At 39.6% G+C, this 14,570-nt stretch carries 21 protein-coding genes; 18 read left to right on the top strand and 3 right to left on the bottom strand.

Annotated features, from left to right (window positions below; all coding sequences use genetic code 11):
* The first annotated feature begins 3 nt into the window (after positions 1-3).
* The 17 genes from rplX (at position 4) to QUE72_RS17255 (ending at position 9,145) form a co-directional block, all read left to right on the top strand.
* A complete protein-coding gene (gene rplX / locus QUE72_RS17335; protein WP_074496189.1) occupies positions 4-318 on the top strand; it encodes a 50S ribosomal protein L24 in 315 nt (104 codons plus the stop codon).
* An 18-nt stretch (positions 319-336) separates the two neighbouring features.
* Positions 337-876 (top strand): 50S ribosomal protein L5, encoded by a 540-nt coding sequence (gene rplE / locus QUE72_RS17330; protein ID WP_074496188.1) that lies wholly within the window; start codon positions 337-339, stop codon positions 874-876.
* Positions 877-887: 11 nt separating this feature from the next.
* The gene (gene rpsN, locus QUE72_RS17325) at positions 888-1,193 is read left to right on the top strand and encodes a 30S ribosomal protein S14 (protein WP_074496187.1); all 306 of its coding nucleotides are present in this window, start codon (positions 888-890) and stop codon (positions 1,191-1,193) included.
* A gap of 19 nt (positions 1,194-1,212) precedes the next feature.
* Positions 1,213-1,602 (top strand): 30S ribosomal protein S8, encoded by a 390-nt coding sequence (gene rpsH, locus QUE72_RS17320; protein ID WP_139302537.1) that lies wholly within the window; start codon positions 1,213-1,215, stop codon positions 1,600-1,602.
* A gap of 11 nt (positions 1,603-1,613) precedes the next feature.
* Positions 1,614-2,147, top strand: coding sequence for a 50S ribosomal protein L6 (rplF, locus tag QUE72_RS17315; protein WP_286270383.1), 534 nt, complete (start codon positions 1,614-1,616; stop codon positions 2,145-2,147).
* Between the two features lie 9 nt (positions 2,148-2,156).
* Entirely contained in the window at positions 2,157-2,510 is a 354-nt protein-coding gene (gene rplR, locus QUE72_RS17310; RefSeq protein WP_074496185.1) for a 50S ribosomal protein L18, read from the top strand.
* A gap of 9 nt (positions 2,511-2,519) precedes the next feature.
* Positions 2,520-3,023 (top strand): 30S ribosomal protein S5, encoded by a 504-nt coding sequence (gene rpsE, locus QUE72_RS17305; protein WP_074496184.1) that lies wholly within the window; start codon positions 2,520-2,522, stop codon positions 3,021-3,023.
* Between the two features lie 5 nt (positions 3,024-3,028).
* Positions 3,029-3,208 (top strand): 50S ribosomal protein L30, encoded by a 180-nt coding sequence (gene rpmD / locus QUE72_RS17300; protein WP_074496183.1) that lies wholly within the window; start codon positions 3,029-3,031, stop codon positions 3,206-3,208.
* 2 nt (positions 3,209-3,210) lie between these two features.
* Positions 3,211-3,645 carry a 50S ribosomal protein L15 gene (gene rplO / locus QUE72_RS17295; protein ID WP_074496182.1) on the top strand — a complete coding sequence of 145 codons (435 nt, stop codon included), beginning with the start codon at positions 3,211-3,213 and terminating at the stop codon, positions 3,643-3,645.
* An 8-nt stretch (positions 3,646-3,653) separates the two neighbouring features.
* Positions 3,654-4,979, top strand: a complete 1,326-nt coding sequence (gene secY, locus QUE72_RS17290; RefSeq protein ID WP_074496181.1) for a preprotein translocase subunit SecY — start codon at positions 3,654-3,656, stop codon at positions 4,977-4,979.
* Between the two features lie 30 nt (positions 4,980-5,009).
* Positions 5,010-5,126, top strand: a complete 117-nt coding sequence (gene rpmJ / locus QUE72_RS17285) for a 50S ribosomal protein L36 (protein WP_074496180.1) — start codon at positions 5,010-5,012, stop codon at positions 5,124-5,126.
* 127 nt (positions 5,127-5,253) lie between these two features.
* Entirely contained in the window at positions 5,254-5,610 is a 357-nt protein-coding gene (gene rpsM / locus QUE72_RS17280) for a 30S ribosomal protein S13 (RefSeq protein WP_074496179.1), read from the top strand.
* Positions 5,611-5,624: 14 nt separating this feature from the next.
* Entirely contained in the window at positions 5,625-6,014 is a 390-nt protein-coding gene (gene rpsK, locus QUE72_RS17275) for a 30S ribosomal protein S11 (RefSeq protein WP_074496178.1), read from the top strand.
* 21 nt (positions 6,015-6,035) lie between these two features.
* A complete protein-coding gene (gene rpsD, locus QUE72_RS17270) occupies positions 6,036-6,656 on the top strand; it encodes a 30S ribosomal protein S4 (RefSeq protein ID WP_074496177.1) in 621 nt (206 codons plus the stop codon).
* A 24-nt stretch (positions 6,657-6,680) separates the two neighbouring features.
* Positions 6,681-7,670, top strand: coding sequence for a DNA-directed RNA polymerase subunit alpha (locus QUE72_RS17265; protein WP_074496176.1), 990 nt, complete (start codon positions 6,681-6,683; stop codon positions 7,668-7,670).
* A gap of 41 nt (positions 7,671-7,711) precedes the next feature.
* Positions 7,712-8,119 carry a 50S ribosomal protein L17 gene (gene rplQ / locus QUE72_RS17260; RefSeq protein ID WP_074496175.1) on the top strand — a complete coding sequence of 136 codons (408 nt, stop codon included), beginning with the start codon at positions 7,712-7,714 and terminating at the stop codon, positions 8,117-8,119.
* 126 nt (positions 8,120-8,245) lie between these two features.
* On the top strand, positions 8,246-9,145 hold the full coding sequence (locus QUE72_RS17255; protein WP_286270379.1) for a phosphoribulokinase: 900 nt from the start codon (positions 8,246-8,248) through the stop codon (positions 9,143-9,145).
* 29 nt (positions 9,146-9,174) lie between these two features.
* Here the strand turns inward: QUE72_RS17255 and QUE72_RS17250 are convergent, their stop codons facing one another.
* Both QUE72_RS17250 and QUE72_RS17245 read right to left on the bottom strand, forming a co-directional pair.
* On the bottom strand, positions 9,175-9,579 hold the full coding sequence (locus tag QUE72_RS17250; protein ID WP_286270377.1) for an OsmC family protein: 405 nt from the start codon (positions 9,577-9,579) through the stop codon (positions 9,175-9,177).
* 42 nt (positions 9,580-9,621) lie between these two features.
* Complete coding sequence (locus QUE72_RS17245) at positions 9,622-9,975, bottom strand: DUF3802 family protein (protein WP_074496172.1); 354 nt, start codon at positions 9,973-9,975, stop codon at positions 9,622-9,624.
* A gap of 450 nt (positions 9,976-10,425) precedes the next feature.
* Here QUE72_RS17245 and QUE72_RS17240 point away from each other — a divergent pair, with 450 nt between their 5' ends.
* On the top strand, positions 10,426-13,419 hold the full coding sequence (locus QUE72_RS17240) for a TonB-dependent receptor (RefSeq protein WP_286270374.1): 2,994 nt from the start codon (positions 10,426-10,428) through the stop codon (positions 13,417-13,419).
* A gap of 293 nt (positions 13,420-13,712) precedes the next feature.
* Here QUE72_RS17240 and hslO read toward each other — a convergent pair whose 3' ends face one another.
* Positions 13,713-14,570 (bottom strand): Hsp33 family molecular chaperone HslO, encoded by an 858-nt coding sequence (gene hslO / locus QUE72_RS17235; protein WP_286272999.1) that lies wholly within the window; start codon positions 14,568-14,570, stop codon positions 13,713-13,715.

The raw sequence follows: 14,570 nt of genomic DNA, 5'->3' as shown, positions 1-14,570 counted from the left end.
ATAATGGCAAATAAGATTCGTCGTGATGATGAAGTAATCGTACTTGCAGGTAAAGACAAGGGCAAAACTGGTAAAGTTACTAAAGTTCTTGTTGAAGACAGCAAAGTATTTGTAGAAGGTGTTAACTTAGTTAAGAAGCATCAGAAGCCTGTACCTCAGTTACAGCAAGCTGGTGGCATCGTAGAAAAAGAAGCACCTATAAACGTATCTAATGTTGCGATCGTAAACCCTGCTACTGGCAAGGCAGATCGTGTTGGTTTTAGAATTGAAGACGGCAAGAAAGTTCGTTTTTTCAAATCTAATAACGAATTAGTTTAATTTTAATTGGAGTAAACGATGGCGAAACTGCATGATTTTTACAAAGATACAGTTGTAGCTGAACTTCAAAAGAAGTTTGATTACAAAAGTGTCATGCAAGTCCCTCGGATTGAAAAGATCACCCTTAATATGGGTGTTGGTGAAGCAATTGCCGATAAAAAGGTTTTAGAAGCTGCCACAAATGATCTTACTGCAATCTCAGGTCAAAAGCCTCTGATCACTAAAGCACGCAAATCTGTTGCTGGCTTTAAGATCCGTGAAGGCTATCCTATTGGCGCAAAAGTAACTTTACGCGGCGAAAGAATGTGGGAATTTTTAGAGCGCTTAATCTCTATTTCAGTTCCTCGTATTCGTGATTTCCGCGGCTTGAACCCTAAGTCGTTCGATGGTCGTGGTAATTATAGCATGGGCGTGAAAGAGCAAATCATCTTCCCAGAAATCGATTATGATAAAATCGATAAGATTCGTGGTATGGATATTACTATCACTACTACTGCGCAATCTAATGAAGAAGGTCATGCTTTGCTGACTGCCTTTAACTTTCCGTTCAAGAAATAAGGTGTAGAGTTATGGCTAAATCGTCAATGAAAGCTCGTGAAGCAAATCGCACTAAACTAGTTGCAAAGTACGCTGAAAAGCGTCGTGCTTTAAAAGAAATCATCTCAAGCGTTAACTCTTCTGAAGAAGAGCGTTGGGATGCCGTTTTAAAACTTCAAACTTTACCACGTGACTCAAGTTCATCACGTCAACGTAATCGTTGTAACGTGACGGGTCGTCCACATGGTTACTTACGTAAGTTCGGCCTTAGCCGTATTCAATTACGTGAGCACATGATGCGCGGTGAAGTTCCTGGTCTTAAGAAAGCTAGTTGGTAATTCACGGGAGTAAATGGTTATGATGACTGATCCTATCGCGGACATGTTTACACGCATCCGCAACGGTCAATCTGCAGCAAAGGCTGCAGTAACAATGCCATCTTCTAAGCTTAAAGTTGCTATTGCTAACTTGCTTAAAGAAGAAGGTTTTATTTCAGATTATTCAGTGTCTGGTGATGTAAAACCAGAATTAACTGTAGAATTGAAATATTTTGAAGGTAAAGAAGTAATCGAAACAATTAAACGTGTTTCTCGTCCTGGCCTACGTGTTTATAAAGGAGCTACTGAGCTTCCTAAAGTACTAGCTGGTATGGGTATCGCTATCGTTTCTACTTCTAAAGGTTTGATGGCGGATCGCGACGCTCGTAAAGCGGGTCTAGGTGGCGAAATCCTTGGTACAGTAGCGTAAGGAGCTAAATTATGTCTCGTGTTGCAAAAGCACTTGTCGAAGTTCCTGCTGGCGTTACTGTTACGTTATCAGGCCAAGACATCACAGTTAAAGGTCCTGTTGGAGAACTATCTACAACTATTCATGGTCTTGTTACAGTTTCTCAAGAAGAAAACTCTATCAAGACAGACGTAGCTGCAGAAAGTAAAGAAGCATGGACTCAAGCCGGAACTGCACGTGCTAACATCAACAATATGGTTGTTGGCGTGAGCAAAGGTTTCGAAAAGAAATTGATTCTTAACGGTGTTGGTTACCGTGCAAAAGCTGCTGGTAAGGTGTTAAACCTTTCTTTAGGCTTTTCACACCCAGTAGATCATGCAATCCCTGAAGGGGTTACATGTGAGACTCCTAGTCAGACTGAAATTGTACTGAAAAGTGCTAACAAACAGTTGATAGGTCAAGTTGCAGCGAACATTCGTGCATATCGTAAGCCTGAGCCTTATAAAGGTAAAGGTATTCGTTATAGCGATGAACATGTACGCCGTAAAGAAGCTAAGAAGAAGTAGGGTAATACGATGGATAAGAAAACATCTCGTTTACGCCGTGCAAAGCGTGCACGTGCAAAAATCAGCGAGTTGGGTGCGAATCGTTTAGTCGTTCACCGTACTCCTCGTCATATTTACGCGCAACTTATCGCTCCAACTGGTTCTGAAGTTTTAGCATCAGCTTCAACTTTAGATAAAGAAGTGAAAGCACAAGTTGAAAAAACAGGTAACATTGCTGCAGCTGAAGCTGTTGGCAAAGCAATCGCAGAACGTGCAAAAGCTAAAGGCGTAGAGTCAGTAGCATTTGATCGTTCAGGTTTCCGTTACCACGGTCGCGTGAAAGCGTTAGCTGAAGCAGCTCGTGAAGCTGGCCTTCAGTTCTAGGAGTTTATGATGGCTAATGTAGAAAACACACAACAAAGTGATTTAGCTGAGAAGTTGATTGCTGTTAACCGCGTGTCAAAAGTGGTTAAAGGTGGTCGTATTTTCAGTTTCACAGCACTAACAGTAGTTGGTGATGGTAATGGCCGCGTTGGTTTTGGTTACGGTAAAGCACGTGAAGTGCCTGCTGCTATCCAAAAAGCAATGGAAAAGGCTCGTCGTAACTTAGTAACCATTGACTTGAAGGGTACAACTCTTCAACACCCTATTAAGGGTCGTCATTCTGGTTCTAAAGTTTACATGCAACCTGCGTCAGAAGGTACAGGTATCATCGCCGGTGGCGCGATGCGTGCAGTACTAGAAGTTGCAGGCGTACAGAACGTATTGTCTAAAGCATACGGTTCTACTAACCCAATCAACGTAGTACGTGCTACTGTTTCAGCGCTAGCGAATATGAAATCGCCAGCAACTGTTGCAGCTAAGCGTGGTAAAAGCGTTGAAGAGATCTTGGGGTAATTACCATGGCTAAAACAGTTAAAGTAACTCAAGTTAAAAGTTCTATCGGTCGTTTACCGAAACATAGAGCTACATTGAAAGGTCTTGGTTTACGTCGTATCAATCATACAGTTGAGTTAGAAGATACTCCATCTGTACGTGGTATGATCAATCAAGTACATTACATGATTAAGGTGGAGGATTAATAATGCATTTAAATACTTTATCTCCTGCACCAGGCGCTAAAAAAGCCAAGAAACGCGTAGGTCGTGGTATTGGTTCTGGCTTAGGTAAAACAGCTGGTCGCGGGCACAAAGGTCAGAAGTCACGTTCTGGTGGTAGTGTTCGTCCAGGTTTTGAAGGCGGTCAAATGCCTTTAAAACAACGTTTACCGAAGTTCGGTTTTACGTCTCGCAAAGCATTAGTACATGCTGAAGTTCGTTTACACGAATTAAACAATGTAGATGCAGATGTTGTAGATATTTACGCGCTTAAAAATGCGAACTTAATCACACGTAACATTGAAACAGTTAAGGTTATGCTTTCGGGCGAAATCACTAAACCTGTTACAATTCGTGGTTTAGGTGTTACTAAAGGTGCTCGTGCAGCTATTGAAGCTGCTGGTGGCAAGATCGAGGAATAATACAGGTTATGGCTACACCAGGAATGGATAACAAAGGTTCAGGCGGATTGTCTGAACTGAAACAAAGATTATGGTTCGTACTATTAGCACTTATTGTGTTTAGACTAGGATCATTTGTGCCAATCCCTGGTATTGACGCCGCTGTATTAGCTCAGTTGTTTGAACAACAAAAGGGCACCATTGTAGAAATGTTTAACATGTTCTCTGGTGGTGCACTTGAGCGTGCCTCTGTATTGGCTCTAGGTATTATGCCTTATATTTCAGCTTCAATTATTATGCAGCTATTAACGGTGATTCACCCGACAATGGCAGAGCTTAAAAAAGAAGGTGAAGCAGGGCGTAGAAAAATAAGTCAATATACGCGCTACGGTACTTTAGTACTTGCAACAGTACAATCAATAGCGATAGCCAAAAGCTTACCGGGTATGATGCCTGGTTTGGTAATGGATGCAGGGTTTGGTTTTTACTTTACCGCTGTTGTATCGCTAGTCACTGGCACCATGTTTTTAATGTGGTTAGGTGAGCAAATCACAGAACGAGGTATTGGTAACGGTATCTCAATTTTGATATTTGCTGGTATTGTTGCTGGTATGCCTTCTGCTGTTGGTCAAACAGCTGAGATGGCGCGTCAAGGTGAAATTAACATTTTAGTATTATTGCTGATTGCAGTAATTGTGTTTGCAGTAACATTTTTTGTTGTTTTTGTTGAACGTGGGCAACGTCGTATCGTTGTTAACTACGCTAAACGTCAACAAGGTAGAAAAGTGTTTGCTGCACAAAGTACGCATTTACCACTTAAAGTAAATATGGCGGGTGTTATACCACCCATATTTGCTTCTAGTATCTTGCTATTCCCTGGCTCTATTGCGAGTTGGTTTGGCCAAGGTGAAGGAATGATAGCGGACGTACTTCAGGAGTTATCAATTGCGATTTCTCCAGGTCAACCGCTATATGTTATGCTACTTGCTGCTGCGATAATATTTTTCTGTTTCTTTTACACGGCATTGGTATTTAATCCGCGTGAAACCGCAGATAACCTGAAAAAATCTGGTGCGTTTATTCCTGGGATTCGTCCTGGTGAACAAACGTCAAAGTATATAGATAAAGTAATGACACGCTTAACCTTAACAGGTGCGCTTTATATTACCTTTATCTGTTTGGTTCCTGAGTTTATGATGATTGCATGGGATGTACAGTTTTACTTCGGTGGAACATCGTTACTGATCATTGTTGTTGTTATTATGGACTTTATGGCTCAAGTACAAACGCATTTGATGTCTCATCAATATGACAGCGTACTTAAGAAAGCAAACCTTAAAGGCTATGGCCGATAAGCTTGCTGACGTTAATTAACGGAGTAGAAAATGAAAGTTCGTGCATCCGTAAAAAAGATTTGCCGTAACTGCAAAGTTGTTAAACGTGCTGGTGTTGTTCGAGTAATTTGCAAGACCGACCCTAAGCATAAGCAACGCCAAGGTTAATCTTTTTGAAGTGTCATTGATTTTACGAATTAGTGACACTTTAATTTGCAAAAGATGGGCGGGTTGAGTATCCTAACGGGCTTTTCAACCTGTGGTTATTAATTAATTAAATATAGGAGATGTGTTAGTGGCCCGTATCGCTGGCATTAACATCCCTGATCGTAAACATGCAGTAATTGCCCTTACTGCGATTTACGGTATCGGAGCAACACGCGCAAAAGCAATTTGCGTGTCAACTGGTATCGCAGAATCTACAAAGATCAGTGAATTAGACGAAGCACAAATCGATTTGCTTCGTGCAGAAGTGGATAAGTACACTGTAGAAGGTGACTTACGCCGTGAAGTTTCAATGAACATCAAACGTTTGATGGACCTAGGTTGTTTCCGTGGTATACGCCACCGTCGCAGTCTACCTCTACGTGGTCAGCGCACGAAAACAAATGCGCGTACCCGTAAAGGTCCTCGCAAACCTATCAAGAAGTAGCGAGGGGATAGAAAATGGCTAAAACTCCAGTTCGTTCACGCAAACGCGTGAAAAAACAAGTTGCTGATGGCATGGCTCATATCCATGCTTCTTTCAACAACACAATCGTAACTCTGACAGATCGTCAAGGTAATGCATTATCTTGGGCAACTGCAGGTGGTTCAGGTTTTCGTGGTTCACGTAAATCTACTCCGTTTGCTGCTCAGGTAGCTGCTGACCGTGCGGGTAAAGCTGCGCAAGAGTTTGGGTTGAAGAATATTGAAGTGTTCGTTAAAGGTCCAGGTCCAGGTCGTGAATCTGCAATCCGTGCCTTAAATGCTGCTGGTTTTAAAATCACCAACATTACTGACGTAACACCTATTCCTCATAATGGTTGTCGTCCTCCTAAGAAACGTCGCGTTTAATAGGATAGTTGGAGAAAGAAAATGGCAAGATATTTAGGTCCTAAGTTAAAGCTTAGTCGCCGTGAAGGAACCGATTTATTCCTTAAAAGCGGTGTTCGAGCAATTGACACTAAATGTAAATTCGAAATGATCCCAGGTCAGCACGGCGCACGTCGCGGTCGTTTGTCTGACTATGGTGTTCAGCTTCGTGAGAAGCAAAAAGTACGTCGTATTTATGGCGTATTAGAAAAACAATTCCGTAACTATTACAAAGAAGCTGCACGCTTAAAAGGTAATACAGGTGAAAACTTGTTACAACTTTTAGAAAAGCGTTTAGATAACGTTGTATATCGTATGGGCTTTGCTAGTACTCGTGCAGAAGCGCGTCAATTAGTAAGTCACAAATCGATCGTAGTAAACGGTAAAGTTGTAAATATTCCATCTTTCACTGTTAAAGCTGAAGACGTGGTTTCTGTTCGTGAAAAATCTAAGACTCAAGCACGTATTATTGCTGCTTTAGAATTAGCTGAGCAACGTGAAAAGCCAGTCTGGGTTGAAGTAGATAATAAGAAAATGGAAGGCGTATTTAAACGTGTTCCTGATCGTTCAGATTTATCTGCTGAAATTAATGAACAGTTGATAGTAGAACTTTACTCTAAGTAAAGCTGAACTTTAAGAGAGGACATAATGCAGGGTTCTGTAACCGAATTTCTAAGACCACGAATGGTAGACATCGAAACTGTTAGTGCTACCCGTTCTAAAGTTACTTTAGAACCACTTGAACGTGGTTTTGGTCACACTTTAGGTAATGCCTTACGTCGTATTTTATTATCTTCAATGCCGGGTTGTGCCGTCACTGAAGTTGAGATAGACGGCGTATTACATGAATACAGTAGTAAAGAAGGTGTTCAAGAGGATATCATCGAAATACTGTTAAACCTTAAAGGACTAGCGATAGGTTTAGAAGGCAAAACTGAAGCAGTTCTTACCTTAACTAAGTCAGGTGAAGGCCCTGTTACGGCAGCTGATATTCAACATGACGGTGATGTAACTATTGCAAACCCTGAACATGTGATTTGTCACTTAACTGGTGACGGTTCTATCAGTATGCGCGTTAAAGTAGAAATGGGCCGTGGTTACGTTCCTGCTTCTACTCGCCGCGAAGCCGAAGATGAAGATCGTGCAATTGGTCGTTTACTTGTTGACGCTTCTTTCAGCCCTGTTGTTCGTATTGCTTATGATGTTGACTCTGCGCGTGTTGAACAACGCACAGATTTAGATAAATTAATCATAGACATGGAAACTAACGGCACGTTAGATCCAGAAGAAGCAATCCGTCGTGCTTCAACAATTCTTGCTGAACAGCTTGATGCATTTGTTGAATTACGTGATGTAACAGAAGTTGAACCGAAAGAAGAAAAACCTCTTTTCGATCCAATTTTACTTCGTCCAGTTGATGACCTCGAGCTTACTGTTCGTTCTGCGAACTGCTTAAAAGCAGAAGCGATTCAATATATTGGTGATTTAGTACAGCGTGCAGAAGTCGAACTTCTTAAAACACCTAATTTAGGTAAGAAGTCTCTGACTGAAATCAAAGACGTGTTAGCGTCTCGTGGCTTGTCTCTAGGTATGCGCTTAGAAAACTGGCCACCAGAAAGCATTGCTGATAACGACTAAGTCGGTCATCATTTTTATTAGTTTGAGATAAGGATTAACTTATGCGCCATCGTAAAAGCGGTCGCCAGTTAAACCGTAATAGCAGTCATCGCCAAGCGATGTTCCGCAATATGGCAAGTTCTTTAGTAAAGCACGGTGTTATTAAAACAACGGTTGCTAAAGCTAAAGAATTACGTCGCGTTGTTGAGCCATTAATTACTTTGGCCAAAACCGACAGTGTAGCAAATCGTCGTTTAGCGTTTGCTCGTACACGTAATCAAGAAGTAGTAGGTTTATTATTTAGCGAACTTGGTCCTCGTTACCAAGAACGTCCAGGTGGATATACACGTATTTTAAAATGCGGTTACCGTACTGGTGATAAAGCTCCTATGGCTTACGTTGAACTTGTTGATCGTCCAGCAACTGAAGAAGTAGTTGAAGAGACAGAAGAAGCAAGTGCAGAAGCTTAACTAGTTGAGCTTTCAGATGAAAAAGCGAGGCATTGCCTCGCTTTTTTGTTTTCTGTTGGCTAAAAAGTTGATCTTAGTTTAATTTATCCGTATAACTTTTAGCTCATTCTTTTTCCGGTTTACGCTATGTCTTCACGAAATCCGATCATTGCAGTTACAGGCTCATCAGGTGCAGGAACCTCAACGACGTCTGAATCTTTTGAACATATTTTTCGTTCTTTAGATATCACTTCTGCCAAAGTGGAAGGTGACAGCTTTCACCGCTATTCTCGACAAGAAATGGACCTAGAAAAAAGAAAAGCAAAAGAAATAGGACGGAGAATAAGCTACTTTGGTGATGAGGCGAATGACTTTGATGCATTAGAAAAGCTATTTAAAGATTATTCAGAAACAGGTAAGGGCAAAATGAGAAGGTACTTACATACCTTCGACCAAGCAGTGCCATATAATCAAATGCCTGGTACGTTTACTCCGTGGGAAGACCTCGGTGAAGGTACAGATTTATTATTTTATGAGGGATTACATGGTGGTGTTGTCACCGAAAATAATGATGTTGCCCAATATGTTGACTTATTAATTGGTATGGTACCTATAGTTAACCTTGAATGGATTCAAAAAATTATTCGTGATACTAACCAACGAGGGCATAGCAGGGAAGCCGTCACAGCAAGTATTGTAAGAAGTATGGAAGATTATATCTCTTTTATAACTCCACAGTTTTCAAAAACACATATTAATTTTCAACGTGTTCCCACGGTAGATACTTCTAACCCCTTTAGTGCTAAGGCTATCCCCTCTTTAGACGAAAGCTTTGTGGTTATTCGGTTTAGAGAGGCAAACAATGTAAAGTTTCCTTATTATCTATCTATGATCGAAGGTTCTTTTATGTCGCGTGTAAATACCCTGGTGGTACCCGGCGGTAAAATGGGTTTAGCGATGGAGCTAATTTTAACCCCTTTAATCAAAGAAATTATGGCAAAGAAAAACCAAGCAAATAAGCAGTTGGATTGGATGAGTGATTTATGAGCCTAACCTAGTAGGCTCAATTGATTGGTTTATTCTGAAGTAATAGAATAATCGTGCGTGATATTGACTGATTTATTTAACATTAACGCAACTGAACAATATTTATCCGCTGAGAGACTGACAGCACGTTCAACATGTTTTTCCTGAATATCTTTACCTGAAATAACAAAATGAAGATGTATATCAGAAAATAATTTAGGGGTCGTTTCTACACGCGTGGCAGACAATTGTACTTTACAGCCACTGATTTGTTGACGAGCTTTTTTGAGAATACTCACGACATCGACAGAAGAACAACTGCCCAAAGACAGTAACACATTTTCTAAAGGGCTTGGCGCTAGCGCACCGCTGTTCGCATCCAGTACTATTGTGTGTCCACTTTCTGATATGCCGGCAAACATTTCTTCGCCGATCCACTTAACTTCAGCTTGCATAAATTCTCCAAATAAATAAATTGATTTTACAAAGCAGGTGTCTTAACTAAGAACGCCTGAATGTATTTCTGTATCGAATAAATTCTTAATAAGAAGTGCGAATTCTTTTAAGAACTCTTGTTGATGGGTAGTCACAGAGTTGTTAACAACACCGGAAAGGATTTCTTGTAGATCATGAACAATATTGTCTACTTCTCGAATAATCGTATTACGTTGATTAAAGCTAAGACTTTCATTTTGACTACACACTAAAATAATTTGTTCTGTTAATTCTTGTTCGATAACTTCCATAACTGATAACGTACCACTATTGTCACTCGCTGTATTTTCAAAGAGTGATAAGTGCTCAGTTAAATATTCAATGATATGAACGTAACCGTCAGTGTCTGTAACCATTATAATTATCCTTCGCTTACATTCCTTTATAGTAAGCCGTCATAACACTAAGAATCAACTATTTCGTTGGTGCTACTTTTCCATCTCTTGAGTATGCTCTCCATTACCAAATAGTAATGCGCTTTGATTTATCTGTTACATTTACGTCAAAATGTAAAAAAACAGTTAAAAATTGATCAAATATGATAGTGATACGTACAAAAAAGCGTACAAAATTACGACTTGTTAATTTGTAAAAATAGATTAAATCAAATAATTATCTGTAATTTCAATCTATTAAAAAAATTTTAAAAAAATATGGAACTTTTTCAAAGATCTAAAAAACAGGTTGAAATTATTCATAAATCAGGCAAGAATGATGTGGATTGTTACAAACTGTAACATTGACACATAAATATGTATAAGAACAAGAATTGAAAATCCATTCTTAGTCCAGAGAGAAATAATATTATGAATAATATCATTGCAAAGTCGTTTAAACGTTCTGTAACAGCTGCTGCTGTTGCTGTTTCGTTGGGCGTAGCTATGCCTGCAATTGCGGCAAGTAACACTGCGGGTTCAATTAATGGTGAAGCCACAGCTAATACCAAAATTACATACACGAATGTAAAAACAGGCTCTTCACGTACAATTACCGTAGGTGAAGATGGTCGATTTCGTGTAGGTAGTGTTCCAGCTGGTACCTATAAAGTTACTAATGCTGCGGGCGATACAAAAACTATTCAAGTAGTTATTGGCACAGGTTCAAGTGTTGATTTTACCTCGACTGAAGTTATTGAAGTTGTAGGTCGAGCTATTAACGCTATTGATACTTCTTCTGTAGAATCTACAAGTGTCTTTACGTTTGATGAAATTCAAAAGCTACCTCTTCCTCGAAATTCAGTGGCAGTGGCATTATTAACTCCTGGTGCAATACAAGGTGGCTCTAATTTTGGTCGTAACTTGCCTTCATTTGGTGGCTCATCAATTGGTGAAAATGGTTACTACATTGATGGTATGGATGTAACTAATTTACGTTCTTTATTACAATTTGCGAATTTACCTCAAGATGCTATAGCTCAAACTCAGGTTAAATCAGGTGGTTATGGCGTAGAATATGGTCGTGCATTAGGCGGTATTGTTAACATCGTTACTAAATCAGGTAGTAATGATTGGGAATTTGGTGGTTCAGCATATTATAGCCCTGATTCACTACGCGCTAGTCAAAAAAATGTTACAAATGTTAAAGTTAATGGCGATGTTGATATCTCAGGCTATAATAGCGAAGACAAAAGAGATAGTTTAAAATATAACTTCTATGCTGGCGGTCCAATTATTGAAGATAAGCTATTTTTCTTTGCTAATGTTGAAGGTCAAGATTACGAAAGTGATAACTACGGGTTAATTGATAGCTCTAATTCGAAAACAGATACGCCTAATTACTTAGCAAAGCTTGATTGGTACATCACTGATGATCATTTATTACGTTTTACGCATATCAATAATGAAACTGAGTGGGATCGCACTAACTATCAAAATGCTGAAGATGTAAGAACCGTTGGCCATCATGGCAACCAAACTTCTCAATACACCTATAAAGAGGGTGGTGACATTAACGTATTGTCATACACCGGTTATATTACAGATGACCTAACTTTAAACTTGATGTACGGTGAGTTGAAGCATCAATACTTAAAAGTACCAAATCTTTCAGGTGATGATTGTCCTTATGCGTGGGATACAACAAACGGTTCAGGTTGGTCTGGACGTAATGCAATTGGCTGTTGGAATGCTCCTGTTCAAAGTTTAGTGACAGATCAAGTTGATGATGTGGATGAACGTACTAGCTGGAAGGCTGATGTTGATTGGGTAGTTGGTGATCATACTATACGTTTTGGTTATAACTCTGAAGAGTATGATTCAACTTCACCAGGTGTGAAATATTCAGGTGATATTTATTACCGTTATTTTACGGCCCATGAAAACAATAACTGTACTGTTAACCAAACGGTCTTACCTTGTGGCACAGAAGCGGTTCGTGTTATCACATATAACACTCAAACAGCAACGTTTGGTGTTGAAAATACGGCTTGGTATCTTGAAGATTCATGGCGCTACAGTGACGACCTAGTGATTTACGGTGGTCTTCGTGGTGAAACGTTTAGTAACTTAGACGGTAACGGAGACGTTTTCTTAGAATCTGACACGTTAGTTGCTCCTCGTGTTGGTTTTTCATGGGATGTTGATGGTGACGGCAGTAAGAAATTATACGGTACTTTAGGTCGTTACTATATTCCAGTTGCGTCTAATACAAATATTCGTGCTACTCGTCAAGAAGAACAGAATATTGACTATTATGAAGTTTCAGGTGGTTGGAATGCTGATGGTTCTCCAGTTGGTGGCTTAGGCGAACAGTTTGGTCCAATCGTGCGTGATCTTCAGATTCCTAACCCACAAGTAATTTCTGATCAAAACCTTGAACCGATGTATCAAGATGAAATTATCATTGGTTATCAACAAGAATACAATGAAGATTGGACTCTAGGTGCGAAATTCATGGGACGTACTGTTGGTAATGGTATGGATGATTTTTGTGCGAATGACGGTTTTACTAACTGGGCTGCAGACAATGGTTATGATAACTTTGACCCGCATTCACTTGCTGGTTGTATAATCGTTAATCCAGGTGAAGATATCACTATATTCATGGACCTAGAAAACGATGGTAACTTAGTTAAAACCACTACCCCAGCAGAATATCATGGTTTACCAGAGTACAAACGCCATTATTTAGGTTTAGAATTAACAGCTGAAAAAGCTCTTTCTGATAACTGGAAAGCTAATTTCTCATATGTTCTATCTAGAACATGGGGTAACGTAGAAGGTTATGTTAACTCTTCACTTGCTCAAGAAGATGCTGGTGCAACGCAAGATTTTGACCATGCTAACTTTATGAAAGGTGCCTATGGTAACCTTCCAACTGATAGAACACATCAGTTAAAAGCCTATGGCTTGTACGAAGTTAATGATGAACTTGCTGTATCAGTTAATTTCTCTGCAACTTCTGGTATTCCATTAAGCTGTCAAGGTTTTGTAAGTACAGATGGTATGTTGGTTGGTGATGGTTCTACGTCATACGATTTCGGTAACTTTAACCGCTATGGCGCTTCTTCATTCTACTGTGTAGGTGAAGATGGTGAGCAAGAGCTTAACAAACGTGGTGATGAAGGTCGCTCTAATTGGTTATTTAATACAGATATGAGTGTTATTTACCAACCAGGTTGGTCTGAAGGTTTAACTTTACGTGCAAGTGTTTACAATGTGTTTAATACACAGCGTCCTGATACGTATGACCAACAAAAAGATTTAGCACGTGGTAACACAGGTATTAACGCGAACTTTTTACGCCCGACTGGTTATCAGCCACGACGTTATGTTCAGTTATCTGCACACTATTCATTTTAATTGATTAGTTTAATAACTAGGCGTTAAATTAAAAATGCCAACCAGTTTTACTGGTTGGCATTTTTTTTACTAAATTAATATTAAGTTGCAGCAGGCCTTTGCTTCGATCTTTCCGCAGGTTAAATATGGAAATAGCGAGTCTAGAGAGGCCTCCCCATGAATTTCCTAATGCTGCTTTTTCATCTATTAGGTTTTGAAAGTTGTTTACTGCAGATACTTTATCTTTATTTTTAATATCAACTAATACTTGATGCGAATTTGATGGTGACTTAAAGCGTTCACTCTTATAATTGTTAATGTCTTGTTTGGTTAAATAACTCAGAAAAATCTGAGTGGTCAAAGGTATAGGTGGTTAAACAATAATCGCAAGTCATGCTAACGCTGCCTTGTTCAGCCAGAATGCTTTCAATCTCTTGTTGCCCAAGTTGAGAAAGAGCCGTTAAGCACTTTTCTTTCGAACAGCTACACGTGTTAATGACTAATTGTGGTTCAAATAATCTTACTTTTTCTTGGTGATAAAGCCGATACAAAAGCGTTTGCGCGTCTAAGGTGAAAATTTCTTCATCTTTTATGGTTGAAGTAATTTGGCATAAGTGCTCGAAATCATTCATTTGTTCATCTTTGTCACCGCTGTCTGGTAATAACTGAATGAGGGAGCCGGCTATTTGGTTCGTCTCATGATTGTGAAATAACCAAATTTTTGTTGGAATTTGTTCTGATACTTCAAAATAATGGGCAATACAATCAGCAAGTGCATCATGCTCTAACGCAACCACGCCTTGATAGGCTTCGCCAACCTCTGGCCTAATAGTGATAATCATGTTCCCTTTGCCTACCAGATCGTTTAAGCCTGAACCTGTTGCCGATTCATTAACTTTAGCGATAGCTCTTATTTCTTGATTATGATTTGCGTTAACTGCAAAGTAATCTGCCGGTCCATCACCTTGTAATTGTACGGCAATTTCACCTTCAATTTTTAACGTTGCCGTGAGTAAGCTAGTAACGGCAATCAGTTCGCCCAAAAGCTTTTTAACGCCTTCAGGGTAATTATGGCCGTTTATAATATGTTGGTAAGTGGTACTTAATTGCACAAGTTCGCCACGAACATGTAAATCATCGAATAAATAGCGATTTAATTCATCAGCAGGCAA

The organism is Thalassotalea hakodatensis (assembly GCF_030295995.1).
GTDB lineage: Bacteria > Pseudomonadota > Gammaproteobacteria > Enterobacterales > Alteromonadaceae > Thalassotalea_C > Thalassotalea_C hakodatensis.
Note: the sequence above shows the minus strand (reverse complement) of the source record. Positions and strands in the feature narration are given on the sequence as shown.